Consider the following 25,324-nt stretch of genomic DNA (forward strand, 5'->3'; position numbering starts at 1 on the left):
GACGTGTATTAACACTTGGCATCTGGGCGCGTCGGTTGTTTTCTGCAATGCAGCTAGCGCGAGCATCTGCGTAGGCATTCCTTTAGCGGACGATCCGTCGCTGATTGGTCCATTTAGCCTCTGGAGACGACAATGAGCTTGAAGAAGATCACTATTTTGGCGACGTCCCTGACCATCGGGGCAGGCGTTGCGGCAAATGCCGGCGGTTATACCCCTCCGGTCACCGAGCCGATCGTGGCTCCGGTCATGGAAGCACCGGTCCTGAACTGGGAAGGCGGTTATGTCGGTGGCACCCTTGGTTATGCCTTCGGTGGCGAGGACCGCGTCGGTGTCAGCAACTCCGCTGGCCGGCTTTTGGGCGATATCGGCGATCTTGAAATCAGCGGTGCGAATGTCGGCATCCGCGCCGGTTACCGTTGGCAGCGCGAGAAATGGGTGTTCGGCCCTGAACTCGGCTTCGAAATGACCGATATCCGCGATGACACCAATGCTCTGGTTGGCGGCGTCGATGTGAACGCAGATACCAAAGTCAAGAACGTCCTCGCCCTGCGCTTCAAGACCGGCTACGAAGTCCAGCCCGGCACTCTGGTCTATGGCATCGCCGGTTGGGCACGCGCCGATATCGACTACGAACTGGCAAGCCAGGACGTCAGCTTCGATGCTGATGGCTATATCCTTGGCCTCGGCGTGGAAAAAATGATGAACGACCGCATGTCGGTGACCGGCGAATACGAATATGCCGATTTCGGCAAGGACACGCTGGAAGCCGGCGGTTATTCGACCGCCGCGACCACCAAGTACCACAACCTCAAGATCGGTGTGAACTACCGCTTCTGAGTGCTTGGCCAAGTATGAATATCAACGGGGTCGCTGCGAGGCGGCCCCTTTTCGTTACTCAGGCCCTTGCCCGCAATGGCAGCGCCATCGCCTTGCGTCCGCAGGCAATCGCGATCCCCTGCGGCACCAAGCGCCGGATCGCCAGATCGTCACAAATCAACCCGCCCGTATAAGTGCCGAAGGCGGGCAGGATCAGATGCTCCGCGCCAATGACGAAGGCCTTCCGGCGTTCACCGGCCAAACTGACGACCGGATGGAAATGCCCGGAAATATCAGGCCCTTGCCCTGCCATCGCGCAATGCCTGAGCGTGACGGGCCCAAGCCGCAATTCCGCAGCACTGCGTCCGGTCAGTCCCCTGGGTTCGGCAGGATCATGGTTTCCGACGACCCAGATCCAGTCCCTGTCGACCGATAGATCCGATATACACCTAGCGATATGGAGGTCCAAAGCCTGAACCGCGGCCAGATCGTCGAAGCTGTCACCAAGGCACACCACCGTCCTTGGATCAAGCGTTCCTATTTCGGCAGCAAGCCGCTGTAACGTGGCTTGCCCTTCATAGGGCGGTAGCAACGCCCCGCCCCGACGGGCAACGCGCTCGGACTTGCCGAAATGCAGGTCGGCCACAAACAGCCAGCGCCCCTCGGGCCACCAAAGCGCGCCCGAAGTCCGCGCTTCAAATCCGAATCCATGAAAATCAAAGGGATATCCGGTCACGCCACCGTCTCCAGTCCGGCTTCGCGCATCAGCGCATCTGCCTCGATCTGGGCCAGACGTTCGCGCCCTTCACCTCGGATCGGGATCTTGCCCACTTCGAGAAGCAAAGGAGCAGCCAGTGGCGATACCCGATCCAGCATCCGATGTTCGCGACGCGGAGAGCGCGCCAGCATTTCCTCGATCCGGCCAAAATCGACCAAGCCCCTGTCCGCTTCGTCGGCGGTAACGCGCAGTAGCAAGTGGTTCGGGTCATATTTCCTGAGCGTGTCGTAAAGAATATCGCTCGAGAATGTCGCCTGCCTGCCGGTCTTACGCAAACCGGGCATGTTGCGCTGGATCAGCCCTGCGACAGTCGCCACATTCCTGAAGGTCCGCTTCATCACCGCGTTCTCGCCCAGCCAATCGCCAAGACCGGCCCGCAGACGTTCTGCGGCCAGCAGCGGGCGCGGATCGCTGACGGGGTCCATCGACCAGATCAGAAGCGCATAATCGGTCGAAAGAAATCCTAGCGGTCCTAGCCCCTCATCCTCCATCTCGCGGGTCAGAAGCAGGCCCAAGGTTTGCATGGCGTTCCGGCCCGCAAAGCCATAAAGCGCGAAATGCCACCGTCCGGCATGGGGGAAGCTTTCCGAGAGCAGCAACCCCGGTTCTGGCAGGCTAGAGACGCGCGCCTGAAGCGAAAGCCAAGCGCGCGTGTCCGGTGCCAGACCGGCATGACGCGCGGGATCGCCGATCAGGGCCAAAACCCGATGGGCCAATTGCGTCGACATCGCAAGCTTGACGCCGGAATAGACTGCAATCTTGGGTTGTTGGCGCGGATCCGGCGTGACCTCGATCACCATGTCCCGCATGGCGTCCATCCGCACGACCCGCCCCCCGATCAGGAAGCTGTCGCCGGGGGTCAGGCTTGCCGCAAAGGCTTCTTCGACCTCGCCCAATGGCGCGCCGCCACGCCCGCGCAAACGGACGCGGACCATCTCGGCCTCGACGATGGTTCCGACATTCATGCGCAAAAGTCTGGCGGCGCGCGGATCGCGTAGACGCCACAGCCCGTCGCGCAGCATCAGCCTTTGCCAGCGGTCATAGGCCCGCAGCGCGTAACCTCCGGTCGCCGCAAAATCGAGACAGGCATCGAAATCCGCGCGGGCAAGTTCGCGATAAGGCCCCGCCGTCGCGACCTCGGCGTAAAGCGTCTCTGCATCGAACGGCGCGGTGCAGGCGGTCAGCAGGATATGCTGGCACAGCACATCCAACGGTCCCGGCCCACGCGGATCACCATCCAGATCGCGCGCTTGCACCGCCTGGAGCGCGGCCACGCATTCGATCTGCTCGAAACGGTTCGCTGGCACGATCCTTGCTTTCGAGGGGGCATTGTAGCGATGGTTCGCCCGCCCGATCCGCTGAACCAGACGTTTGACATTCTTTGGCGCCCCGATCTGGATGACCAGATCGACCGCACCCCAGTCGATCCCCAAATCAAGGCTGCCGGTCGCCACGACAGCGCGCAATTCACCTGCCGCCATGGCCGCTTCGACGCGTGCCCGACTTTCGTGCGATAGGCTGCCGTGGTGAAGTCCGATCGGCAGGTTGTCGTCATTCGCGGCCCATAGCGCCTGAAAAAACAGTTCGGCCTGCGCGCGGGTATTGATGAAGACGATGGTCGTGCGGGCCTGACGGATCGCTTGCAGCACTTCGGGAATGGCGTAGTGACCGCCTCCACCCGACCACGGCGCGGGCTGGGCGGTCGGCAGCATGGCAATGTCGGGTTCGGGCCCCGGATCGGCGTTGATGACATGAACGGGCTTGGAGCCCGACATGAAATCCGCCAAGGCCTGCGCGTCCTCGACCGTGGCAGACAGACCGGTGACGCGCAAATCCGGAGCCAAGCCGCGCAGTCGCGCGAGGCACAGCATCAGTTGATCACCGCGTTTGCTTTCCGCCAAGGCATGCAATTCGTCCAGCACGACCCGACGCAAACCGCCAAAGATCGTCGGGGCCTCGGGGTAGCTGAGCATCAAGGCAAGGCTTTCGGGCGTGGTCAGCAAAATCCCGGGGGGATCGACGCGTTGACGGCGGCGTTGGGTCGCGCCTGTATCGCCGGTCCGGTCCTCGACTCTGATCGGCAACGCCAGATCCGCCACAGGACGCGCGAGATTGCGCCCGATATCCGCCGTCAGCGCCTTGAGCGGCGAGACGTAAAGCGTATGGACCGAGCCGGATCGCGCACCGTCTTGCAGATCGACCAGCGAAGGCAGGAAACCGGCCAGTGTCTTGCCGCCGCCGGTGGGTGCGATCAACAGACTGTCGCCGGTCGCCGCTAGAAGTTGCAACTGGTGCGGATGCGGTTGCCAACCTTGTTTCGCAAACCAATCCTGAAAGGCGGGCGGCAAGGTCATAGCAGGGCCTCTAACGTGGCCAGATGATCGGCCTCGGCGGCGGGCTTGTCCCAGCGGATGCGGCTGATCCGGGGAAAGCGCATTGCAACGCCCGAACGATGACGGCTGGACCTGTTCAACCCTTCGAAGGCGACCTCGACCACCAGCTTCGGCGCCAGCGCCCGAACCGGCCCGTAACGTTCGGTCGTATTGGCGCGCACGAACTTGTCCAACTCACGCAACTCGGCATCGGTGAAGCCGAAATAGGCCTTGCCGACCGGCACAAGCTCCGGCCCGTCCCAAAGCCCGAAGGTGAAGTCCGAGTGGAACCCCGAGCGTTTGCCATGCCCGCGCTGCGCATAGATCAGCACCGCATCAACAACCATCGGATCGCGCTTCCATTTGAACCACGGCCCGCGCGGACGACCCGAGACATAGGCGCTGTCGCGACGCTTGATCATCACGCCCTCGATCACCGTCGCCGGAGGATCGGCGCGCAGCTTTGCCAGATCATCCCAAGTCGCAAATTTCAGCAGGCTTGATACATCGATGCGCGCATCGCCAAAATCGGCAGCGTCAAGCACGGCCCGACGCTGATGCAATGGCTCGGACCGCAGATCGCGACCCAGCCAGATCAGCAAGTCGTAAAGACGCAACCCTGCGGGATGACTTGCCAGCAGCCCTTTGCCGACGGATTTCCGGTTCAGTCTTTTCTGCAATTCTCCGAAAGGAGCGATCTCGCCGTCGCGCCGGACCAACAATTCGCCGTCGGCGGTTCCGTCGAAATCCATCGCATCGATCACATCGGGAAATGCTTCCGAGATATCCTCTCCGGTGCGGGAATACAGTCGCCGGATGCCCTCATCGCTGACCGCCTGCACGCGGATGCCGTCCCATTTCCATTCCGCGTAAAAATCATCGGGCGAGAGCGCGCGCAATTCTTCCAGATCGGTAGGCGTTGCCAGCATCACCGGACGAAACGGAGCGCGGGCCGCATTTTCAGGCCGCGCCCCGCCAGCGATCCAATCGAAAAGCGGCACATAGGGGGGCGACAGACCGTGCCACAACTCCTCCAGATCCGGAACCGAAGGGCCTCCCATTCCAGCCAACGCCATCCGCGCCATGCGGGCCGAAAAGCCGACGCGCAGATTGCCGGTCGCGAGCTTCAGAAATGCCAAACGCTCGGAGGGGCCAAGCCGGTCCAGCATCGCCGAGATCGCGGCCGGAAGCGCCACCTTTCCCGTGGTCCGGAGCAGATCGACCGCCTGCGACAGCGAAGGATCGTCCTCGGCCCCATCGGGCCAGACCAGCGCGATGGTTTCGGCAAGGTCTCCGACAAAATCGTAACTCAAGGCAAGCAGCTTTTCGTCCAACCGCTCTGCCGCCAAGCCACGCAGCATCGACGGGGTGACGGTCCGCAATTGCAGGTCACCGGTCATGGCAGCCAGTGCCCATCCTCGGTCCGGATCCGGCGTGCGTTCAAGATAATGCCGCACCAGTTGCAGCTTGGCATTGCGCGACGGCGTGAAGGCAAGACGCTCGAGCAGGCTCGCAAAGGCTTTCATTCCGCTTCGTCCTCGTAACCGACCAGACGCAGGGGACGCGCGGGGGTCTGCGCCAGTTCGCACCAACGGATCACCCCGTCCTCGGTGCCGTGGGTGACCCAGACCTCGGACGGGGCCAATTCGGTCAGGGTGGCGGTGAGAGACGGCCAATCGACGTGATCGCTGATGATCAGGGGCAGTTCCACGCCGCGCTGTCGGGCGCGGGCGCGCACCGCCATCCACCCCGAGGCAAAGCCGATCACCGGATCGCGGAACCGCTGCACCCAAAGGCTGGCGAATGCCGAGGGCGGGGCAATCACAAGCTGCGCCGGAACCTCATCGGCGGTCGCTGGGATCAACTCGCCCAGATCGACTCCTTGCCCGATGTAATAGTCGCATAGCGTCTTCAACGCGCCATGGATCGCAATAGGGGCAGCATAGCCTGCCTCGCGCACCAGCGAGATGACATGTTGCGCCTTGCCCAAGGCATAGGCTCCGATCAGATGCTGCCGATCGGGGAACTCGGCCATGCTGGCAAGCAGTTTTGCGGCCTGCGTCAAAGGTTCGGGAAAGCGGAATACCGGCAGCCCGAATGTCGCTTCGGTCACGAAAACATCGCAAGGCACGGGCTCGAATGGCAGGCAGGTCGGGTTTGGCGCTCGGCAATAGTCGCCCGAGACCACGATCTTCGGCCCCCTGTCCGGCGTCACGGCAATCTGGGCCGATCCCAGCACATGCCCCGCCGGATGGAAACTGACGGTGACCCCGCCGATCCGCGTTGGCCCGTCGGCAATCTGGGTCGATGCGGCAAAATCCGGCCCCATCCGCAGGCGCATGATGTCCAGCGTTTCGCGCGTCGCCATAACCGCGCCGTGACCCGATCGTGCGTGGTCACTATGGCCGTGGGTAATCAGCGCCCGTTCGACCGGACGAAGCGGGTCGATATGGAATCCGCCCTCGGGACAGTAAAGGCCGGACTCTGTCGGGAACAGGATGGAATCGGCGCGCATATCCCGAACATGTAGAACATTTCGTGAAAATCAACCCGGAGAGACCAACGGCCGCCCCTCGAATATGGTCTCCATAGAGAAAACGCCGGTGACGCGTTCCAGATCCATGTCGACGATCAATCGCTTGTACAGCGCATCATAACCCGCCATTCCGGTCGTCACCGCCTTGGCCATGTAATCCCATTCGCCACCGATCCGGTGGAAGGCGACGATTTCAGGTTGGGCCTCGATCCGGGCGCGAAAACGCCGTGCCCATGCATCATCATGGTGACGGGTCCGGATCATGATGAAGACCGTCAGTTGCAGCCCCAACGCCGAAGGATCGACCACGGCACGGCTGCCTTTCAGCACCCCTGTCTCGGTCAAGCGGTTCAACCGGCGCCAGCAGGCGTTCTGCGACAGGCCGACACGCTCGGCCAGATCGCGCTGCGACAGGCTGGCATCGCCTTGAAGCAAGGCCAGCAGCCTGTTGTCAATCTCGTCGAAATCCCGATCATAGCTTGGCATTTGACAACCATATCTCCGAATCTGCGCAAAGTTTGAAAATGATTATCTATCGCATTCGGGTCAAGATGGGCTTGGAGTACGAGGAACACCATGCCCCCCTTTGACAGTTATCTCGCCCTTTTGGGTGATAGCCCCCTGCAAACCATCCATAACGGCCTGATCGGTCGGGATGCGATGATCGACGGACCGTTCGGCCTGCGGCCACTGATCTATGCCGATTACATCGCCTCGGGGCGGGCGCTGCGCTTGATCGAGACATGGGTGATGGAACACATCCTGCCTTGGTACGCCAACAGCCACACCGAGGCGAGCCATTGTGGCGGCGCGATGACCCGCATGCGACGCGCGGCACGGGCAGCAATTGCGGAATGTGTCGGTGCGGGGCCGGAACACGCCTTGATCTTCACCGGATCCGGCGCGACGCAAGGCATCAACCGTCTGGTCCATCTGCTGGGCGTCGGTCCCGACACGACGGTTCTGATCGGCCCCTACGAGCATCACTCGAACATCCTGCCTTGGCGCGAAAGCGGAGCCAGAATCGTGGACATCCCCGAGGCAGCCAATGGTGGCCCCGATCTGGATGCCCTGCACGCGGCATTGCAGCAGGCCCAAGGGCCGGTCATCGGGGCATTCTCGGCGGCATCGAATGTCACAGGCACGCTGACCGATGTGGCGCGCGTGACGACCATCCTGAAACGCGCCAATGCGAAATCCGTCTGGGACTATGCCGGAGGCGCGCCCTACCTACCGATCGACATGCAACTGGGCATGGACGCTGTCGTCACCTCTCCGCACAAGTTCATCGGCGGGCCGGGGGCGTCGGGCGTGATGATCCTGCGCCGCGATGCCGTCACGACCGGACGCCCCACCCTTCCCGGCGGCGGTACGGTGCGTTTCGTCTCTCCCGGGGGGCATGATTATTCGACATCACTGGAGGCTCGCGAGGAAGCAGGGACGCCGAATGTCGTCGGCGATATCCGCGCGGCGCTGGTATTCCTGACCAAGGCAGCGGTCGGGCAGGACGCGCTTGATGCGAGGAACGCCGAATGGCTGGCACTGGGACTGAAGCGGCTGTCATCCCATCCACGGATCGAGCTGCTGGGGAATCTGACAGCCCCACGCCTGCCCTTTTTCAGCTTCCGCATTCGTGACGGGCAAGGCGGCTTTATCCATCAACAATTGGCAACGCGGATGCTGTCCGACCTGTATGGTGTTCAGGCCCGCGGCGGTTGCGCCTGCGCCGGTCCCTATGTCCACCACCTGCTGGGTCTTGATCGCGCGGAATCCGACCGGCTCCGCGCCGCGATCCTTGCCGGAGAAGAGACCGAAAAGCCGGGATTCGTGCGGCTGAACCTGTGCTGGGCCGCGCCTTGTGCCGAAATCGACGCAATTCTCGATGCGGTCTGCAACCTTGCCGACCACGCACCGGAGTATCTGCGGCACTATCGCTGCGACCGCGCGACGGCGATCTTCACGCCTCTGGCGGCCGAGTAGCCTGCCGCGCGGTCACATAATCCCGCAGCAAAGCGACGCGGCGCGGCCGGAAACTGGTCGGGCCGCGCTGCATCGTCTGGATTCGCGGAACGTGAAAGACGCGGAAATCCCCGCGCAGCTGGCAATGCGCCAGCAGGGTGATGCTGTTGTCGCTATAGCTCATGCCCAGCGGCCAGATCTCGCGCGTGCTGGGCCGGTCACGCAGATCCAGATAGTCGATCAACAGGCTCTGCTCGTCCCATAGCGACTGGCGCAGCAGATCCATGTCGATGCGGGTCGCCGGTCGCTGGGCATTGGCCCGGAACAGGCGCATCGTCGCATGCATGGCGTGACGGCCCTGCGATTCCGGCAAGGTCGCGATGATGCGGGCCAAAGCATCCTCGCCTGCGCGGCTCAGCGTTTCATCGCCCAGCGTCTGCAGACCGGAAATGGCCAGCAGCAATGCCTCGATCTCGAGCCGCGAGAAGCTTTGCGGCGGTAGCGCCGGGTCTTCGGTCAGGCAATAACCCACCCCCGCCTCACCGTCGATCAACGCCCCTCCGGCGCGCAGGGTGGCTATGTCACGGTAAAGCTGGCGCAAGGACACGCCCGTCTCGTCGGCCAGACGCGCGGCCGTGACCGGAGCAGGCAGCCGGCGCAGCGCATCCATCAGGCGCATCAGTCGGTCAGTACGGGACATGCTGTCACCTTCTGTCAGCAGGCGAGGCGCATCCTGAACCGGTCAAAACCGGAGGCCAAGATGCTAACCCTATTTCATTCACCGAAGAGTCGCTCGACCAGCATCGTTACCCTGCTTGTCGAACTGGACGTTCTGGACGAGGTCCAGATCAGGCAGGTCGGGATTCCCCGCTTCGACGGCTCGGGCGGGCGCGACCCCGCGAACCCCCATCCCGAGGGCAAGGTGCCCTATCTGGTCAACGGCAACGATCATATCCGCGAACGCGGCGCGATCATGCTGTATCTGACGGACCTGTTCCCCGAAGGCGGCATGGGCCCCCTGCCCGGAGACCCGAAACGTGGCGAATATCTGAGCTGGCTGTTCTGGTATCAGGGCGTGTTCGAGCCGGTCGCGGTCCTGCAATTCGCCGGCCTCAAGCATCCGGTGATCGAAGCGACCTTCCGCGACTACGACACCGTTCTGGCGCGTCTGGACGAAATCCTGTCCAAGCAAACTTGGCTGCTTGGCGACAAGTTCTCGGCGGCCGATCTGCTGGTCGCGGGGCCGTTCATGTTCTTCGGAGACGACATGCGGCGGTCCTCGACGATATCTGACTGGGTCGGTCGGGTTCAGTCCCGCCCGTCGATTTCGCAGGCGGCGGCGTTTGACGACTGAGCAGCAGCGGCAGGGATCTTGGCGATCTGAACCATAAGGATGCCAGCCGCCACAATTCCTGCCCCGATCACGTCGGACGCGCCGAATCTTTCCCCCAACAGGGCGGCCGCGATGGCCACCCCGAACAACGGGGACAGGAAGTGAAAGGTCGCGGCCCGAACGGCGCCGACCTGATTGACCAGCAAGAACCACAGCCACGTCGCGCCGATCCCCGGCGCGATGACGGTATAGACGAAGGACCAGACCAGCTTGCCGCTCCACTCGACGGGGCGGCCCCATTCCAGCACCATGGCGGGCACCAGCAACATGGCTGCCCCCACTGCCATCTGCATCGCCACAATGGTCATCATATTGCGGCTGCCGCTTGCCCCCCGGGCGGCCAAGGTCGCCACGGCCAGCGCGACAACCGCGATCAGGCACATGATCAGGCCCGGAATGTCCAACCCGTGCTGCAGGCGCACGCCCATGATCAGACACACGCCGATCACGCCCGCGATCAGACCGATGACGGCGACGGGACGCAGCTTTTCCGAGTAAAGCAGCCAGCCCAGAAACGCCACGACCAGCGGCATCATCGAGGCGATGATCGCCGCGGCCGAGGCCTCGACATGCTGCATCGCGATCCAGTTCAGCCCCAGATACAAAGCGTTCTGGCAAAGGCCAAAGACGATCACGGTCTTCCACTCGGCACGGGTCAGGCGCAGGCTTTGCCCCATCGCCAGCGCCAAGGGGATCGCCACGACCGCCGAAAGCGCAAAGCGGATCACCAAAGCCGTCAGCGGCGGCGCGGCCATCACGATGATCCGGGTGGTGGTGAAAGCCGAGGACCAGAGCAGCGCGAAACCGACCCCCATCGAAATGGCCCGTAAATCCATCCTGCACCCCCGCGTCAAACCGTCACAGTTGAGCTAACAGATGGAAAGGCACACGCAAGGCAAAAGCCCCGCGTTTCGCGACCAGATCCGCTCTCGCAGAAAACCGCGCATCAAAAAAGGGCCGCGCATTTCTGCGCGGCCCCCAAAAGGGGAAACCCGATATCAGGCGTTGACGCTGTCTTTCAGCGCTTTCGCGATGGTGACCTTGATCACCTTGTCGGCGGGCTTCGTCATCATTTCCTGGGTCTGCGGATTACGGACCTGACGCTCGGGACGCGCACGGCAGGCGACCTTGCCGATGCCCGGCAGCGTGAGCGCGCCGCCATCGGCGACGGTCTTCGCAACAACGGCCGAAAGCGCGTCCAGCGCAGCAGCAGCGGTTTTCTTGTCGCTGCCCATTTCTTCGGCCAGCGTGGCGACCAGCTGGGTCTTGGTCAACGGTTTGGAAGCGGCCTGAGCCATTAGTCTGTCTCCTCGTTGTTTCCCATTCGGGAAATTTTCGGACGCCACCTTGGCGGCATGCGCGTCGCTACACAAGCTTTTTGCGATGGGTTCAAGCCATTTTTGCAGGGTTATCCCCTGCAAACGCTACGAAACGGGCTGGTTTCCGACGCATTACAGGAACGCCGTCTCGTTGAACGAGCGCAACTTGCGCGAATGGATTCGGTCCAGAGGAGTCGCCCGCAGCTTTTCCATCGCGCGGATGCCGATCAGCAAATGGTTCGCAACTTGCGTACGATAGAAGTCGGTCGCCATGCCCGGAAGCTTCAGCTCGCCATGCAGGGGCTTGTCGCTGACACAAAGTAGCGTACCATACGGCACCCTGAAGCGGAAACCGTTCGCGGCAATGGTGGCACTTTCCATATCCAGCGCCACAGCACGCGATTGTGACAGGCGCTGGACCGGTCCGGACTGGTCGCGAAGCTCCCAGTTGCGGTTATCGATCGTGGCGACAGTTCCCGTCCGCATGATACGCTTGAGTTCGTAGCCATCCAGTCGTGTGACCTCGGCGACGGCTTCTTGCAAGGCGACCTGAACCTCGGCCAATGCCGGAATCGGAACCCAGACCGGCAGGTCGTCGTCCAGAACGTGATCCTCGCGCAGATAGGCATGGGCCAGAACGAAATCGCCCAAGGACTGGCTGTTCCGTAGCCCCGCGCAATGCCCGACCATCAGCCATGCATGTGGCCGCAGCACCGCGATATGGTCCGTCGCCGTCTTCGCATTCGAAGGGCCAACGCCGATATTGACCAGCGTGATGCCGTCCCCGTCAGGCCGCTTCAGGTGATAGGCAGGCATCTGGGGCGTTTTCGCGCCGGTGGCGATCACATCCTCGGGACGCTCGAGGATCTGGTTCCCCGGAGCGACGAATTCCGTATAGCCGGAATCGGGATCGCCAAGCGCGCGGCGGGCGAAAGCCTCGAATTCGTCGACGTAGAACTGGTAGTTGGTAAACAGAACGAAATTCTGGAAATGCTCGGGCAAGGTCGCAGTGTAATGCGCCAGACGCGCCAGTGAGTAATCCACCCGCTGCGCCGTGAATGGCGCAAGCGGCTGGCTGCCATCCGGATTCGGGCCAGACGTGCCGTTGACGATGTCGTCGTTCATCGTGTTCAGGTCGGGCACGTCGAAGACATCGCGCAGCGAGAAACTCAGCACGCCTTCCTGCGGGACGTTCAGATCGCTTTGCGTGGCGACCGCGAAATGCACCGGCATCGGCGTGTCGCTATCGCCCACCGCGACCTCGACGCCGTGATTCTTCATGATCAGGCCGATCTGCTCGGTCAGGTAGCCGCGGAACAGATCGGGGCGCGTCACCGTGGTGGCGTAACTGCCCGGCAGCGCGACATGGCCAAAGGACAAGCGCGAATCAACCTTTGCGTGGCTTGAAACGATCATGCGCAATTCAGGATAGAACGCACGGTACCGCGCCTTCGGCGTTTCACCCTGAAGCGTCAGCACGAAGCGGTCCAGCAGGAAATGCGAGGCACGCTCGTACAAGGCGATCAGGTGCTGTACAGCCGCGTCGGGATCGTCGAAATAAACCATCTCTGCGGGCGGGGGGGTGTCGACGGGCAATTGCCGGCGGTCGGTCATCATGCGCGCTGCTCCTTTTTCGGGAACTGTGCCAGCGGGCATCGGGACTGGCAAGCGGCCAACGCCGCGCCTATCTGAACTGCAAAGGAGTGATCCAGATGCAATTTTCGATACTAGATCTTGCTGTCGTCGCCGAAGGCTCGGACGCCCGTCAGGCCATCGCCAATTCCGTGGCGCTGGCGCAGGCCGCCGAAGGCTGGGGCTATCATCGGTTCTGGCTGGCCGAACATCACAATATGCCCGGCATTGCCAGCGCCGCGACCTCGGTCCTGATCAACCATGTCGCGAGCCATACGAAATCCATCCGCGTCGGTGCGGGCGGGGTAATGCTGCCGAACCACGCGCCCTTGGCCATTGCGGAACAATTCGGCACACTTGCGACCATCCACGGCGACCGGATCGACCTTGGCCTTGGCCGCGCGCCCGGCGGCGATGGCGCCGTGATGCACGCCTTGCGGCGGGGCATGTCGCGCAACGACGACTTCCCGAACGAGGTGATCGAACTCATCCGCTATTTCGGCCCCGCCCAACCCGGAGTTCAGGTTGCCGCCCATCCCGGCCAGAACACCAATGTTCCGGTCTGGATTCTGGGATCATCACTATACGGTGCCAGCCTCGCGGCGGCACTGGGTCTGCCCTACTCCTTCGCCAGCCACTTCGCCCCCGGCGATCTGGATCAGGCCGTGCAGCTTTATCGGGAACGCTTTCAAGACACCGCATTCGGCAGCAGCCCGCGCTTCATGCTCGCCGTGAACGTCATCGCAGCCGACACCGATGCTGAGGCCCAGCGGTTGCGGACCAGCCAGATGATCAGTTTCGCGCGTCTGCGGCTTGGCTCTCCGGGTCTGCTGCCTGCGCCAGTGGATGATGTCCACGAGGCGATACCGGCCTCGGTCATGGGTTCGGTTCAGCAGGCCCTGTCGGTCAGTGCCGTCGGTGCGCCGGAAACCGTCGCGGCACGGCTGGACGAGTTGATCGCGCGTTATGCGCCGGATGAACTGATCCTTGTCGGCAACATCTACGATCCCGCCGCTCGCCACCGGTCCTTCGCCATCGCGGCCGAGATCCTGCGAAACCGCCCATGAAACTGCTTGTCCTTGGCCATGGCTATTCCGCCGGATTCCTGACCCCGCTTCTGCTGGCTAGGGGATGGGAGGTTGCGGGGACCAGCCGAAGCGCGCCCGAGCGCGTCGCCAGCCTCGGGGCCATCCCTCTGCTTTGGCCGGGGGATGAGCCCGAGATCCGGACGCACATCGCCTCGGCGGACGCGATCCTGATCTCGGCAGGTCCGGAACATGGCCACGATCCCGCCATTGCGGCATTTGGAGACGTCATCGCGTGCGCCACCCCGCGTTGGCTGGGCTATCTGTCCACGACCGGCGTCTATGGCGATCACGCGGGTGGCTGGGTCACTGAAGACACGCCGCTGACCCCCTCTACCCGTCGCGGGCATGAACGTGTTGCGGCCGAGGCCGAATGGCAGGCTTTGGCTGCCGCGAACGACTTGCCGCTGCATATCTTCCGGCTGGCGGGAATCTACGGTCCGGGGCGTGGTCCGTTCGCCAAGGTGCGGTCAGGAACAGCGCGGCGCATCATCAAGCAGGGTCAGGTGTTTTCCCGCATCCATGCCGAAGATATCGCGCAAGTGCTGATGGCCTCGATCAGGCAGCCACGCGCCGGAGCGATCTACAACCTGTGCGACGACGATCCCGCACCGCCCGAAGACGTCATCGCCCATGCCGCCCGATTGCTGGGACTTCCCCTGCCCCCCGCCGAGGATTTCGCGACGGCACAGATGACCGCGATGGCGCGGTCGTTCTATGCCGAAAGCAAGCGCGTCTCGAACCAGCGCATCAAGGACGATCTGGGCGTGACGCTGCGCTATCCCGATTACCGCTGCGGACTGGCAGCTCTTCTGGCCACCGAGACCTAACGCGCGATCGAGCAGCAGCCGGTCAGCATCCGCGACGGCATCTCGGCTCCGTCAAGGATGACCGAGACAGCCAGCCCGAAAGCGCGATCGGACATGCCGTCGCTGCATTGCGCCGGTCGCACGAAGGCGGTGACACGCCCCTTGTCGTCTCCGGCGATCAGGCCGCGCGTCGGCTCACCCTCGATACCGCGATCCATGACCTTGCGCAGCTCAAGCTGACGTTCGGCCTGATCGGGCTCAGAGAATGTTATGCCCGACTTGCTGGCCTTGAGCGACCAGAACGGCTCGGTCCCGCTGCAATGCAGACTTTGCGGCAGCGACGCCGCCTGCCAGACGCCCTGCTCGGGCTTGAGAAAACGCATCGCGACCCAGCCCGTTTGTTCACCCGCGTTGACCTTGCCCCATTTCCCCGTAGCATCACGGGCGATCAGTTCGACACCCTTGGCCGTTGCGGGCAAGGTCGCGATGACTTTGGCCTGCCCGTCCGGCGTTTCGCGGACATTCAGGGTGTCCCAGGTCTCGACCACGGTCACATCGTAAAGATTGGGCAGAAATTCCGGCGGCTTTTCCTGAGCCTTGGCCTCGGGCGCAGGCGTCGCAGCCGCCGCGGCGTCAGTTGACGCCGCCTCGGCCGGTTTATCGGGCTGGGGCGCGGGAGCGGCCGCATCCGCTGGTGCCTCGGTTGGCGCCTTCTGCGCAATAGCCGCCAAGGGCATAGACAGTGCCAATCCAGTCATGAGGATACGCAGCATCGAGATCTTCCTGTCAAACAGTCCGTGAACACGGGTCACATCAAAAACTTCGCGTCGAACAAAGGCAGCGGTTGGGTCGAATCCAGTCTAGCACCACCCCTGCTCTTGATCTTCTGGCCGAGCTACTTATCAGGCCCGCTTTTCACCGATTTGTGCCACGCCCAGAACCTCAAGCACCTTGGCTTCGATATCGGGGGCACACATGCGGGCCTCGCGATACATCGCCTCGGGACTGGCGTGGTCGATGAACGTGTCGGGCAGGACCATCTGACGGAAACGCAATCCGTTGTCGAACACGCCCTCATCCGACAGAAGCTGTGCCACCAGCGAGCCGAAGCCGCCGACCGCGCCCTCTTCGACCGTGATCAGCGCCTCATGCGTGCGGGCAAGGCGCAGGATCAGGTCGCGATCAAGCGGCTTGGCAAAGCGTGCGTCAACGATGGTCGGATGGATGCCGCGCGCCGTCAAAGCTTCATGCGCCCGCATCACTTCGGCCAGCCGCGTGCCCAAGGACAGGATCGCGACACGCTTGCCCTCGACAATCACACGGGCTTTGCCGATTTCGATCGGCTCGCCGCGCTCGGGCATTTCGACGCCCATCCCCTCGCCGCGGGGATAGCGGAAGGCGATGGGGCCATCGCTATAGGCAGCGGCGGTCGCAACCATATGGACCAGTTCGGCCTCGTCCGCGGCGGCCATGACGACCATGCCCGGCAGGTTCGCCATAAAAGCGATGTCATAGGCTCCGGCATGGGTCGCGCCATCCGCGCCAACCAGACCCGCGCGGTCGATGGCGAAACGCACTGGCAGGCGCTGGATCGCCACATCATGCACCACCTGATCGTAACCGCGTTGCAGGAAGGTCGAATAAAGCGCGCAGAAAGGCTTCATCCCGCCCGCCGCAAGCCCCGCCGCAAAGGTCACGGCATGTTGCTCGGCGATGCCGACATCAAAGCAGCGGCGCGGGAAACGCTCGGCGAACAGATTCAGGCCGGTGCCGTCTGGCATGGCGGCGGTCACGGCCACGATCTTGTCGTCGCGCGATGCCTGATCGAGCAAGGCGCGGGCAAAGACCGCCGTATAGCTCGGCGCGTTCGACTTGGCCTTGGCCTGCGTTCCGGTCGCCACATCAAATTTCGCGGTGGCGTGACCCTTGTCGGCGGCGCGCTCGGCCGGGCCATAGCCCTTGCCCTTCTTCGTCACCGCATGGATCAGCACCGGGCCGGTCGCACGCTCGCGCAGGGTGCGCAGCAGCGGCAGAAGCTGGCTCAGGTCATGGCCATCGACCGGGCCGACATAGGAAAAGCCCAGTTCCTCGAACAGGGTGCCGCCGATGGTCATGCCCTTGAGCATTTCCTTGGCGCGACGGGCTCCTTCCTGAATCGGCGTCGGCAGATAGCCCACCGCCCCTTTTGCGACGGCCTTGAGATCCTGGAACGGCCTTTCGCCATAGAGCCGGGTCAGATAGCGCGACAGCGCACCCGTCGGGGGCGCAATCGACATCTCGTTGTCGTTCAGCACCACGAACAGGCGCTTGCCCAGATCGCCCGCATTGTTCAGCGCCTCGAAGGCCATGCCGGCAGTCATCGCGCCGTCGCCGATCACCGCAATCGCATCGCCCGGATCGCCGCCCAGTTCCCGCGCCATAGCAAAACCCAGTGCCGCGCTGATCGAGGTCGAACTGTGTCCCGCCCCGAACGGGTCAAAGGGGCTTTCCGAGCGCTTGGTGAAGCCCGAGAGCCCCCCTTCGGTGCGCAAGGTGCGGATACGGTCACGCCGGCCGGTCAGGATCTTGTGCGGATAGCACTGGTGGCCGACATCCCAGATGATCTTGTCACGCGGCGTGTCGAAAACGGCGTGCAGGGCGACGGTCAATTCGACCACGCCCAAACCCGCGCCCAGATGGCCGCCGGTCGTGGACACAGCACTGATCGTCTCGGCGCGAAGTTCATCGGCAAGCTGGATCAGTTCGCGGTCGGTCAGCGCCTTCATGTCCGAGGGCAGGCTGACGCGGTCAAGCACCGGCGTCGCAGGGCGGTCGGGATGGTCGGTCTGGCTCATGGCTGACCCTTTCGTCGGATATTTCAGGCGTCGCGTTCGATGATAAACCGCGCAAGATCGCGCAGGTTTCCGGCTTCGTCGCCAAATGGCTCAAGTGCGGCTTCTGCGCTACGCACGAGTTTGCGTGCTTTGTCCTGCGCGCCCTCGAGTCCCAGCAAAGACACAAACGTGGCTTTGTTCGCCGTTCCGTCCTTGTTCAGACGCTTGCCGGTCTGCGCCTCGCTTCCGGTCACGTCCAGAATGTCATCCTGAATCTGGAAGGCCAGACCGATATTGCGGGCATATTCGGTCAGCGCCGCCGTATCTTCGCCAGCCATGATCGCGCCAGCAGTGGCCGAGAACACGATCAGCGCGCCGGTTTTGGCGCTTTGCAGCCGTTTGATCGCGACCAGATCCAAAGGCTGGATCGCGGTTTCGGCGGCGATATCCAGCGCCTGCCCCCAGACCATACCCCGCGCGCCAACGGCTTCGGCAAAGGCGCGGATCAGCGACAGGCGGGCTTCGGGGCCGCTGATCTGGGTCTCGGTCAACAGGCCGAAGGCCAGCGATTGCAGCGCGTCTCCGGCAAGGATCGCGGTCGCCTCGGACCATTGGATGTGACAGGTCGGAAGTCCCCGACGCAGATCGTCATTGTCCATCGACGGCAGATCGTCATGGACCAGACTATAGGCATGCAGCGCCTCGACAGCAGCAGCGACAGGTAGGGATTCACGGTCGCTCAGACCGAAAAGCCGCGCCGATTCCATGACCAGAAACGCGCGCAAACGCTTGCCACCGATACAGGCGTAGCGCATCGCATCGGTCAACTCGCCCGCAGGCAAATTAGCCATGGCCTCATCCAGCGCGGCCTGAACCTGCGCTTTCACATCATCAAGGCGGTGCTGCATCACAACCCCTCGACCGGGACCGATCCGGTCGACTGGCCGTTGGCCGCAAGGGTGATTTTCTCGACCCGTTCCTCGGCAGCGCGGAGCACCTTGTCACAATGCGCGCGCAAGGCGGCGCCGCGTTCGTACAGGGCGATGGATTCGTCAAGCGTGGCTTCGCCATGCTCAAGCTTGGCCACCGTCGCCTCAAGCTCGCGCATCGCATCCTCGAAGGACATGGTTTCGATCTCGGTCATGGCGACGTCTCCCTCAGAACTTCGACATGGGCGCGCGCGGTGCGGCCCAAAGCCGCAAGATCATAACCGCCTTCGAGCACCGATACCACAGGTGCCGAACATGCAGCCGCCGCGTCGCAGATCATGCGGGAAATCGCCGTGAAATCACCGTCATCCCAGCTGAGCGCAGCCAGGGGATCATCGGCATGGGCATCAAAACCGGCCGAGAGCAGGACAAGCTGGGGCCGCCAATCCACCACGCGCTGACAGATCGCGCGCCATGCATCCCGCGCCGGAGCGCCGTCGGTGCCGGAATGCAGCGGCACGTTCATGATCTGGTCATGCGCCCCGCGTTCGGCGGCTCCGCCGGTGCCGGGATAAAGCGGATACTGATGGGTCGAGGCGAAAAAGGCGCGCGGTTCGTCCCACAACAGATCCTGAGTGCCATTGCCATGATGGACATCGAAATCCAGCACAGCGACGCGGTCCAGACCATGATGGTCCAGCGCCCGCTGCGTCCCGATGGCAATCGAGTTCAAAATGCAGAACCCCATCGCGCGGGTACGTTCGGCGTGATGGCCGGGCGGACGCATCGCCACAAAGGCGCTGCCCGCCTCGCCCGACAGAACGGCATCGACCGCGGCACAGGTCCCGCCGACCGCATGACGTGCGGCAATCAGCGAGTCGGGGCAAAGATAGGTATCTGCGTCCAGCATGGTCCAGCCGTTTTCCGGCACCTTTCGGCGCAGAAACGACAGATATGTTGCGGGATGGCAGCGCAAGATATCGTCGTCGGTGGCGTCAGGAGCCTCGCGACGATCCAGTTCCAGACCGGAAAGCGCATCCATCACGGCGTCAAGTCGGGCGACCTGCTCCGGATGGCTGGGCGGCGTAACATGCCTAATTCCCGATGAATGTGAAAAAAGAAGCGTCATTTCCACACGATTATGCGGCAGTTCACCACCGGGCAAGCAATTGTTCCCCGACCTGTCGAAATGGACGACTCGGTGTGGAGAAGCAACACTTGCCCGTGCATCAGGCCGTCAGCCGCTGACCGTCATGGCCCGTGATTTCGACTTGCAAAAGTGTGCCTTCGGGCATGTCACGATCGAACGAGACTTCGGTGAAGTGCTCGGTGCGGGCAAGCCGCGGCCCTTCGGTCAGAACCAACCGCGACTGGCCGACCTGTGCCTGAAGATGGCGCGACAAGGCCAGATCGCCCGCAGCGCGCAATCTGGCGGCGCGATCCTTGATCGCCGGACCGGCCACACGCGGCATCCGGGCGGCAGGAGTCCCCTTGCGCGCCGAGTATGGGAAAACATGCAGGAAAGTCAGGCCGCAATCATCGACCAACTTCAGGCTGTTTTCGAACATATCCTCGGTCTCGGTCGGGAAACCGGCAATGATATCAGCGCCAAACACGATGCCGGGGCGCAGCTTGCGGGCATCCTCGCAGAAGCGGATGGCGTCGTCGCGCAGGTGGCGGCGCTTCATCCGTTTCAGGATCATGTCGTCGCCCGCCTGCAAGGACAGATGCAGATGCGGCATCAGGCGCGGCTCGCTGGCGATGGCGAGCATCAGATTCTCGTCCGCCTCGATACTGTCGATGCTGCTGATCCGCAGGCGCGGCAGATCAGGCACCAGCCGCAGGATTCGCATGACCAGATCGCCCAGACGGGGTGTCCCCGGCAGATCCGCACCCCACGAGGTCAGATCGACTCCGGTCAGTACGACCTCGTTGAAGCCCCGATCACGCAACCGCTTGATCTGATCGACGACCACGCCCGCCGGAACCGAACGCGAATTGCCGCGACCGTAAGGGATGATGCAGAAGGTGCAGCGGTGATCGCAGCCATTCTGCACCTGCACATAAGCACGATGGCGGCCGAAACCGTCGATCAGGTGGCCGGCGGTTTCCTTGACCGACATGATGTCATCGACCTGCACCTTCTCGGTCTGGCCGATCAGGTCGGGAGCTTGGATGTTGGCCCCTCGAATCTGATCCCAAGTCTGCGGCTGCATCTTTTCATGGTTGCCGATGACGCGCGTGACTTCGGCCATGGCGGCGAAAGTCTCGGGTTCGGTCTGCGCGGCACAGCCGGTGACGATCACGGGCGCGCCGGGATTCTCGCGGGCAAGGCGGCGAATTTCCTGACGGGCCTTGCGCACGGCCTCGGCGGTGACGGCGCAGGTGTTCACGATCACCGCGCCCTGAAGACCCGCCGTTTCGGCCATCTCTCGCATGGCCTCGGTTTCATATGCGTTAAGACGGCAGCCGAGTGTCGCAAAAACCGGAGGATTCGCCTGATCGTTCATCCGCGCCAGATCCCGTCGAAGACATGCGCTGTCGGGGCTGTCATCCAGACACCGTCCTCGCGCCAGTCGATTTCCAGAACACCGCCGGGCACGTTCACCTTGACGCGACGGTTCGTCAGCCCGCGACGCGCTGCGGCCACGACCGAGGCACAGGAGCACGACCCCGAAGCCAATGTGATCCCCGTGCCGCGTTCCCAGATGCGCAGGATGATTTCATCGCGCGAGACGATCTGCACGACCTCGACATTGGTGCGCTCGGGGTAAAGTGCATGATTTTCGTGGATCGGGCCGAAATTCTCGAGATGGATCGCACCGATATCTTCGACAAAGAAGGTCATATGCGGATTGCCCATTCCGGTCGCGACGGGATCGCCCTCGATCGGCAAATGCAGCGTATCCACATCCTCGGCCAAGGGAATCCTGCGCCAGTCCAACACCGGCGGCCCCATATTCACGCGGGTCAGGCCATTTCCGGCTTCCTGTGCAATCAGGATCGCATGGTCGGTGGCAATGCGCAGCTCGGACGCGCCTGATTCGTCCAGCAGATAGCGCGCGACGCAGCGCGTGGCATTGCCACAGGCCCCCGAAATCGAGCCGTCGGCATTGTAGAAAACCAACCGTGCGTCGACCTCGGCGGAAGGCAGGATCACAGCCAACTGGTCGAATCCGATACCGAAATGGCGGTCCGCCATGGCCGCAATCACGGCAGGTTCGGGCTGACCGCCAGTCTTGCGACCGTCGATAACAACGAAATCATTGCCGAGCCCATGCATTTTCATGAAGGGCAGAGAAGCGCCATTGGCTAGGTTTTGCTGCTGTTCCATGCCGGTCACATACGCTCGCCCAAAACTTTTTTCCAGAGGTCGTGATTTTTCAGCTTGACCGCACACCACCCCGACACTAGTTAGCCGTCCGTGCGATGGGCCCGTAGCTCAGTTGGTAGAGCAACTGACTTTTAATCAGTGGGTCACAGGTTCGAATCCTGTCGGGCTCACCACTTTTCTCAAGAACCTAAAATCTTGACGAAAGCGGTGAAATTCCATCCGCAATCACAGCAACATTTGAAATATCAAGCACCGTCGCCGTCAAGCGAGGATGCCGTTTTTTTTCATCTGTTTCGTTGCTCGCAACATTAAATCCAAGAAATCCACGTTTTCTTCGAGATTTCTCGACAGAAGCGGTTGACCCCACCGGCCACCGCCTCTAGTTAGCCCCTCGTGCGATGGGCCCGTAGCTCAGTTGGTAGAGCAACTGACTTTTAATCAGTGGGTCACAGGTTCGAATCCTGTCGGGCTCACCACTTTTTCCCAAACAGATCATCCGTTTGCGACAGGTGGCGAGTAATCCACGGCCGCCAGCCACATGGACATAACGCACAAGTAAATCCAGGACGATCAGTCGTCTTAGCGGACGCGCTCAGTCGAAAAGATCCAGCGTCAGTGCCAGATCGTGCCAGTCGAGCGTAAAGACCGTATCGTTGCCCTCGGCCACGACCAGCCCGAATCTTTGCCCTAAGCGATCACTCAGACCCTTCAGGGTCGCGGCGACCCTGTCGGGTGGCTGGATCGGTACGATGGCCGCGCCTGCCGGAGCAGCGATAATGCCGTGAACCAGATGGCTGCCTTCGACGCCGGTGATGACGCGAGCCCCGCCACAAACATTCATCAGTTCGTCAACTGTCATGGCCATGGGGTCCACGACTAGGTAGCCGCGTTCATTGGCCAGACGGTCTGCGAGTTCGCGTTCATTCTGCAAATACCGTAGATCGCCGCCTTTGCCGCGCAACAGAAACACGCCGGGCACGGGCACGATATTCCTGCCCGCGATCAGCCTGTCGCGGATCTCGACCTGACGGCGGATCTTGTCGGCATTGTTTGCCTGATCGCCAAACAGGATCAACTCGTCGAAATGCACATCGCCTGACAGGCGTTCGGGCACGACACCCAGCAATTTTTCGTAGCGTGCGGCATGGCTGCCCGATCTAGGTGCGACGGCGGTCGTCAGGGCGTGTCCTGACTGCTGGGCGAGCGGCCAGGCGGCCAATGCCTCCATCAACCAGCTGCCGAACCAGCGATTCGTCGTCCATGTTTCGTAAAGCGCGCCGCTGATCGCTTGTTGAGGCTGGAATGCAAATCCGAAGCGCCTTGCACGGTTGCGCAGATGGAACTCGGCCCCGTCGCGATACAGAACACCATCCACCAGATCGATATCGCGGAACCGCCACCCCATGGTCGGGCTTTCGCGTTCTTCTCCGTCACGGGTCAGGACCGAAATCGCCTCGGTCAACGACGCAAACACGCTGGCCCTGATGCGATCGATCTGCCCGGGCAAATAACTGGCCGGATAGACCCGATGCGTATCAGCCGGAGCAATCTGCCAGCTTTCTACCGCGCCTGCCATGAAATCCGGCTCGGCAAGCCGAAGCAGCCGTCGCATCCGCGCGCTATAGGGGCGTAAAGGATTCAGCATGGGCCCACTTTATGACTCGGGTCGAAATTATGCTCGCTCGGCGGCACGCCCTTCGACAAGGACGGGCGCAAAGAAGCGCTTGCTGCGCCGCCCTTCGGACAAGGGGTCGATCAATGCGATGCAACGGCGATAATGTTCGGTGGCGCGATGGGCGTCCAGCGCAGCCTCGTTTTCAAAGATTTCGTAGATCGAAAAGCTGTTCTCGTCTTCGGGATCGCTCAGCAGATCAAAGCGGATATTTCCCGGCTCGGATTGCGCGCCTTCCCAGTTCAGGCGGAACGCTTCGATAAAGGCATCCCGCTGGCCCGGTCGGACCTGAATATGGACAAGCTGGATGAGCATTCGGGATCCTCGTCGGGCAAAATACGGCGCACTCGATTTTCATCAGGCAACATCGAGGCAGCCCTGACAACCCCGAATTAGGACGTGGGCGATCTTTCCGGACCATGGGAACACAGTTGCCGCATCGGGCGTTGCGGGTCGGGACGATCCTGCCCAGCACGAAAGGATTTTCGAATGTCCGACTTGCTAGTCATTGCCTTCGACGATGAAGCCGCCGGTTTTGAACTCCGCACCGAATTGGTGAAAATGCAGAAGGAATATCTGATCCAACTCGAAGATGCCGTGGTCGTCACCAGACCAACGGCCGAAGATATCCAGTTGCATCAAGCCGTTAATCTGACCACCGCAGGCGCTTTGGGCGGCGGTTTCTGGGGCACACTTGTCGGTCTGGTATTTTTGAATCCGCTGGTGGGTGCGGCGGTCGGAGCAGCCTCGGGCGCCATTGCCGGAAAGTTCAGCGATGTCGGCATCAACGACGATTTCATGCGCGACGTCGGCAAATCGGTTCAGCCCGGTGGTTCGGCGGTGTTTATCCTTGTACGCAAGCTGACCGCAGACAAGGTGCTGGCCCGCCTTGAATCCTTCAAGATGCGCGGGCGCGTGCTGCAAACCTCGCTGCCCGACGAGCAGGAAGAAAAGCTGCGCGAGGCATTCGCGGGTGGAAAGCTTGGCAGCGCCCTTGGTGTCCCCGAGGCCGATCCACCTGCGCCGGCACCCGCCCCCGCCACCTAAGCTTTGCCGCTGATTGCGCAAAAGCTTGACGCAAGGCGCATTGGCGTGACAGGACGCGCCAATGCCCCGCCGCAACAAACCCATTCCTGACCCAGAGGGAGCGATCCCGACACCGGCCTCAAGAAGGGGCGGAATGTGGCGCGTGATGCGGCGGCCGCTGATCTGGCTTGGCGGCTGGACGCGCTGGATCGGCTTGCGGCTGCTTGCGCTGATGTTCGTGCTGGTCTTTGTCTTTTCGCTGATCAATCCCCCGACCAGTTGGACGATCCTGACCGAGACCCGCGAATATCCCGGCAAGCCGCGCGAATGGACCTCGCTTGATGACATCGCGCCGGTCATGGTCCGCTCGGTCGTGGCGGCCGAGGATGCGAACTTCTGCTCGCATTGGGGCTTCGACATGCGCGAGATCCGCAAGGTCGTCGAGTCGGGCTCGAACCGCGGGGCTTCGACCATTTCGCAGCAGACCGCGAAGAACGTCTTCCTGTGGCAAGGCCGCAGCTGGCCGCGCAAGGCGCTCGAGACCTTATACACCCCGATGATCGAGGTGCTTTGGTCCAAGCGCCGCATCGTCGAAGTCTACCTGAACCTTGCCGAATTCGGTCCGGGGGTCTTTGGCGTCCATGCCGCCGCCACGCATTACTTCGACACGACACCGGACAAGCTGACAGCACGACAATCGGCAGGTCTGGCCTCGATCCTGCCTGCCCCAAAATCGCGCAAGCCGCAGGGCGGGACGGCCCGTGCGCGCGCAATTGCCGACGGGGCCGCCACGATCAAGGCGAATGGCAGCGATTCCTGCCTGCTGCTTGATCGCTAGGCCCATCGCGGTT

Annotated in this window: 25 protein-coding genes and 2 tRNA genes; 9 read left to right on the forward strand and 18 right to left on the reverse strand. The window is 62.5% G+C overall.

Going from position 1 to position 25,324, the window contains the following annotated elements:
- The first annotated feature begins 132 nt into the window (after positions 1 to 132).
- Positions 133 to 837, forward strand: coding sequence for an outer membrane protein (locus GL286_RS02515; protein ID WP_155093957.1), 705 nt, complete (start codon positions 133 to 135; stop codon positions 835 to 837).
- A 58-nt stretch (positions 838 to 895) separates the two neighbouring features.
- On the opposite strand, the gene pdeM is transcribed toward GL286_RS02515, so the two are convergent.
- Genes pdeM through GL286_RS02540 form a run of 5 tightly spaced genes read right to left on the reverse strand, consistent with a single transcriptional unit; the run spans position 896 to position 6,988 of the window.
- Positions 896 to 1,552, reverse strand: coding sequence for a ligase-associated DNA damage response endonuclease PdeM (gene pdeM, locus GL286_RS02520; RefSeq protein ID WP_170295016.1), 657 nt, complete (start codon positions 1,550 to 1,552; stop codon positions 896 to 898).
- A complete protein-coding gene (locus GL286_RS02525) occupies positions 1,549 to 3,948 on the reverse strand; it encodes a ligase-associated DNA damage response DEXH box helicase (RefSeq protein ID WP_155093958.1) in 2,400 nt (799 codons plus the stop codon). Before GL286_RS02525 ends, pdeM begins: the two co-directional genes overlap by 4 nt.
- The gene (locus tag GL286_RS02530) at positions 3,945 to 5,492 is read right to left on the reverse strand and encodes a cisplatin damage response ATP-dependent DNA ligase (protein WP_155093959.1); all 1,548 of its coding nucleotides are present in this window, start codon (positions 5,490 to 5,492) and stop codon (positions 3,945 to 3,947) included. The genes GL286_RS02525 and GL286_RS02530 overlap by 4 nt, the downstream gene beginning before the upstream one ends.
- Complete coding sequence (locus GL286_RS02535) at positions 5,489 to 6,481, reverse strand: ligase-associated DNA damage response exonuclease (protein ID WP_155093960.1); 993 nt, start codon at positions 6,479 to 6,481, stop codon at positions 5,489 to 5,491. Before GL286_RS02535 ends, GL286_RS02530 begins: the two co-directional genes overlap by 4 nt.
- A gap of 30 nt (positions 6,482 to 6,511) precedes the next feature.
- On the reverse strand, positions 6,512 to 6,988 hold the full coding sequence (locus GL286_RS02540) for an Lrp/AsnC family transcriptional regulator (RefSeq protein ID WP_155093961.1): 477 nt from the start codon (positions 6,986 to 6,988) through the stop codon (positions 6,512 to 6,514).
- 90 nt (positions 6,989 to 7,078) lie between these two features.
- On the opposite strand from GL286_RS02540, the gene GL286_RS02545 reads away from it, so the two are divergent.
- A complete protein-coding gene (locus GL286_RS02545; protein WP_155093962.1) occupies positions 7,079 to 8,482 on the forward strand; it encodes an aminotransferase class V-fold PLP-dependent enzyme in 1,404 nt (467 codons plus the stop codon).
- On the opposite strand, the gene GL286_RS02550 is transcribed toward GL286_RS02545, so the two are convergent.
- A complete protein-coding gene (locus GL286_RS02550; RefSeq protein WP_155093963.1) occupies positions 8,460 to 9,161 on the reverse strand; it encodes a helix-turn-helix transcriptional regulator in 702 nt (233 codons plus the stop codon). The two genes, GL286_RS02545 and GL286_RS02550, sit on opposite strands and share 23 nt — an antisense overlap.
- 60 nt (positions 9,162 to 9,221) lie before the next feature.
- Here GL286_RS02550 and GL286_RS02555 point away from each other — a divergent pair, with 60 nt between their 5' ends.
- Entirely contained in the window at positions 9,222 to 9,815 is a 594-nt protein-coding gene (locus tag GL286_RS02555) for a glutathione S-transferase family protein (RefSeq protein WP_155093964.1), read from the forward strand.
- Here the strand turns inward: GL286_RS02555 and GL286_RS02560 are convergent.
- From GL286_RS02560 to GL286_RS02570, 3 genes are all read right to left on the reverse strand, one after another.
- On the reverse strand, positions 9,770 to 10,690 hold the full coding sequence (locus GL286_RS02560; RefSeq protein WP_155093965.1) for a DMT family transporter: 921 nt from the start codon (positions 10,688 to 10,690) through the stop codon (positions 9,770 to 9,772). The genes GL286_RS02555 and GL286_RS02560 overlap by 46 nt on opposite strands.
- A 162-nt stretch (positions 10,691 to 10,852) precedes the next feature.
- Entirely contained in the window at positions 10,853 to 11,152 is a 300-nt protein-coding gene (locus GL286_RS02565; RefSeq protein WP_155093966.1) for an HU family DNA-binding protein, read from the reverse strand.
- 153 nt (positions 11,153 to 11,305) lie between these two features.
- Positions 11,306 to 12,790 carry an AMP nucleosidase gene (locus GL286_RS02570; RefSeq protein WP_211596165.1) on the reverse strand — a complete coding sequence of 495 codons (1,485 nt, stop codon included), beginning with the start codon at positions 12,788 to 12,790 and terminating at the stop codon, positions 11,306 to 11,308.
- A gap of 95 nt (positions 12,791 to 12,885) precedes the next feature.
- On the opposite strand from GL286_RS02570, the gene GL286_RS02575 reads away from it, so the two are divergent.
- Both GL286_RS02575 and GL286_RS02580 read left to right on the forward strand, forming a co-directional pair.
- Positions 12,886 to 13,872, forward strand: a complete 987-nt coding sequence (locus tag GL286_RS02575; RefSeq protein WP_155093967.1) for an LLM class flavin-dependent oxidoreductase — start codon at positions 12,886 to 12,888, stop codon at positions 13,870 to 13,872.
- Positions 13,869 to 14,720 (forward strand): SDR family oxidoreductase, encoded by an 852-nt coding sequence (locus GL286_RS02580; RefSeq protein WP_155093968.1) that lies wholly within the window; start codon positions 13,869 to 13,871, stop codon positions 14,718 to 14,720. The genes GL286_RS02575 and GL286_RS02580 overlap by 4 nt, the downstream gene beginning before the upstream one ends.
- On the opposite strand, the gene GL286_RS02585 is transcribed toward GL286_RS02580, so the two are convergent.
- The 7 genes from GL286_RS02585 to dapF form a co-directional block, all read right to left on the reverse strand.
- A complete protein-coding gene (locus GL286_RS02585; RefSeq protein WP_246184805.1) occupies positions 14,717 to 15,472 on the reverse strand; it encodes a COG3650 family protein in 756 nt (251 codons plus the stop codon). The genes GL286_RS02580 and GL286_RS02585 overlap by 4 nt on opposite strands.
- A gap of 129 nt (positions 15,473 to 15,601) precedes the next feature.
- On the reverse strand, positions 15,602 to 17,533 hold the full coding sequence (gene dxs / locus GL286_RS02590) for a 1-deoxy-D-xylulose-5-phosphate synthase (RefSeq protein ID WP_155093969.1): 1,932 nt from the start codon (positions 17,531 to 17,533) through the stop codon (positions 15,602 to 15,604).
- Positions 17,534 to 17,556: 23 nt separating this feature from the next.
- Entirely contained in the window at positions 17,557 to 18,420 is an 864-nt protein-coding gene (locus GL286_RS02595; RefSeq protein WP_155093970.1) for a polyprenyl synthetase family protein, read from the reverse strand.
- Positions 18,420 to 18,656 (reverse strand): exodeoxyribonuclease VII small subunit, encoded by a 237-nt coding sequence (locus tag GL286_RS02600; RefSeq protein WP_155093971.1) that lies wholly within the window; start codon positions 18,654 to 18,656, stop codon positions 18,420 to 18,422. Before GL286_RS02600 ends, GL286_RS02595 begins: the two co-directional genes overlap by 1 nt.
- Positions 18,653 to 19,570 carry a histone deacetylase family protein gene (locus tag GL286_RS02605; protein ID WP_155093972.1) on the reverse strand — a complete coding sequence of 306 codons (918 nt, stop codon included), beginning with the start codon at positions 19,568 to 19,570 and terminating at the stop codon, positions 18,653 to 18,655. The genes GL286_RS02600 and GL286_RS02605 overlap by 4 nt, the downstream gene beginning before the upstream one ends.
- Before the next feature lie 100 nt (positions 19,571 to 19,670).
- Positions 19,671 to 20,951, reverse strand: coding sequence for a tRNA (N(6)-L-threonylcarbamoyladenosine(37)-C(2))-methylthiotransferase MtaB (gene mtaB / locus GL286_RS02610; RefSeq protein ID WP_155093973.1), 1,281 nt, complete (start codon positions 20,949 to 20,951; stop codon positions 19,671 to 19,673).
- Positions 20,948 to 21,775, reverse strand: coding sequence for a diaminopimelate epimerase (gene dapF, locus GL286_RS02615; RefSeq protein WP_155093974.1), 828 nt, complete (start codon positions 21,773 to 21,775; stop codon positions 20,948 to 20,950). Before dapF ends, mtaB begins: the two co-directional genes overlap by 4 nt.
- Positions 21,776 to 21,872: 97 nt before the next feature.
- Between dapF and GL286_RS02620 the strand changes: the two genes are divergently transcribed.
- Both GL286_RS02620 and GL286_RS02625 read left to right on the forward strand, forming a co-directional pair.
- A tRNA-Lys gene (locus GL286_RS02620) sits at positions 21,873 to 21,948 on the forward strand.
- A 227-nt stretch (positions 21,949 to 22,175) separates the two neighbouring features.
- A tRNA-Lys gene (locus tag GL286_RS02625) sits at positions 22,176 to 22,251 on the forward strand.
- Between the two features lie 116 nt (positions 22,252 to 22,367).
- Here the strand turns inward: GL286_RS02625 and GL286_RS02630 are convergent.
- Both GL286_RS02630 and GL286_RS02635 read right to left on the reverse strand, forming a co-directional pair.
- Positions 22,368 to 23,420 (reverse strand): glycosyltransferase family 61 protein, encoded by a 1,053-nt coding sequence (locus tag GL286_RS02630; RefSeq protein ID WP_155093975.1) that lies wholly within the window; start codon positions 23,418 to 23,420, stop codon positions 22,368 to 22,370.
- A gap of 27 nt (positions 23,421 to 23,447) precedes the next feature.
- The gene (locus tag GL286_RS02635; protein WP_155093976.1) at positions 23,448 to 23,762 is read right to left on the reverse strand and encodes an antibiotic biosynthesis monooxygenase; all 315 of its coding nucleotides are present in this window, start codon (positions 23,760 to 23,762) and stop codon (positions 23,448 to 23,450) included.
- Between the two features lie 174 nt (positions 23,763 to 23,936).
- Between GL286_RS02635 and GL286_RS02640 the strand changes: the two genes are divergently transcribed.
- Positions 23,937 to 24,494: a DUF1269 domain-containing protein gene (locus GL286_RS02640; RefSeq protein ID WP_155093977.1), complete on the forward strand. Its 558-nt coding sequence runs from the start codon at positions 23,937 to 23,939 to the stop codon at positions 24,492 to 24,494.
- Between the two features lie 61 nt (positions 24,495 to 24,555).
- Entirely contained in the window at positions 24,556 to 25,311 is a 756-nt protein-coding gene (gene mtgA / locus GL286_RS02645) for a monofunctional biosynthetic peptidoglycan transglycosylase (protein ID WP_155093978.1), read from the forward strand.
- Positions 25,312 to 25,324 lie beyond the last annotated feature (13 nt).

It is taken from the genome of Paracoccus aestuariivivens, from assembly GCF_009711225.1.
In the GTDB taxonomy this organism is placed as follows: domain Bacteria; phylum Pseudomonadota; class Alphaproteobacteria; order Rhodobacterales; family Rhodobacteraceae; genus Paracoccus; species Paracoccus aestuariivivens.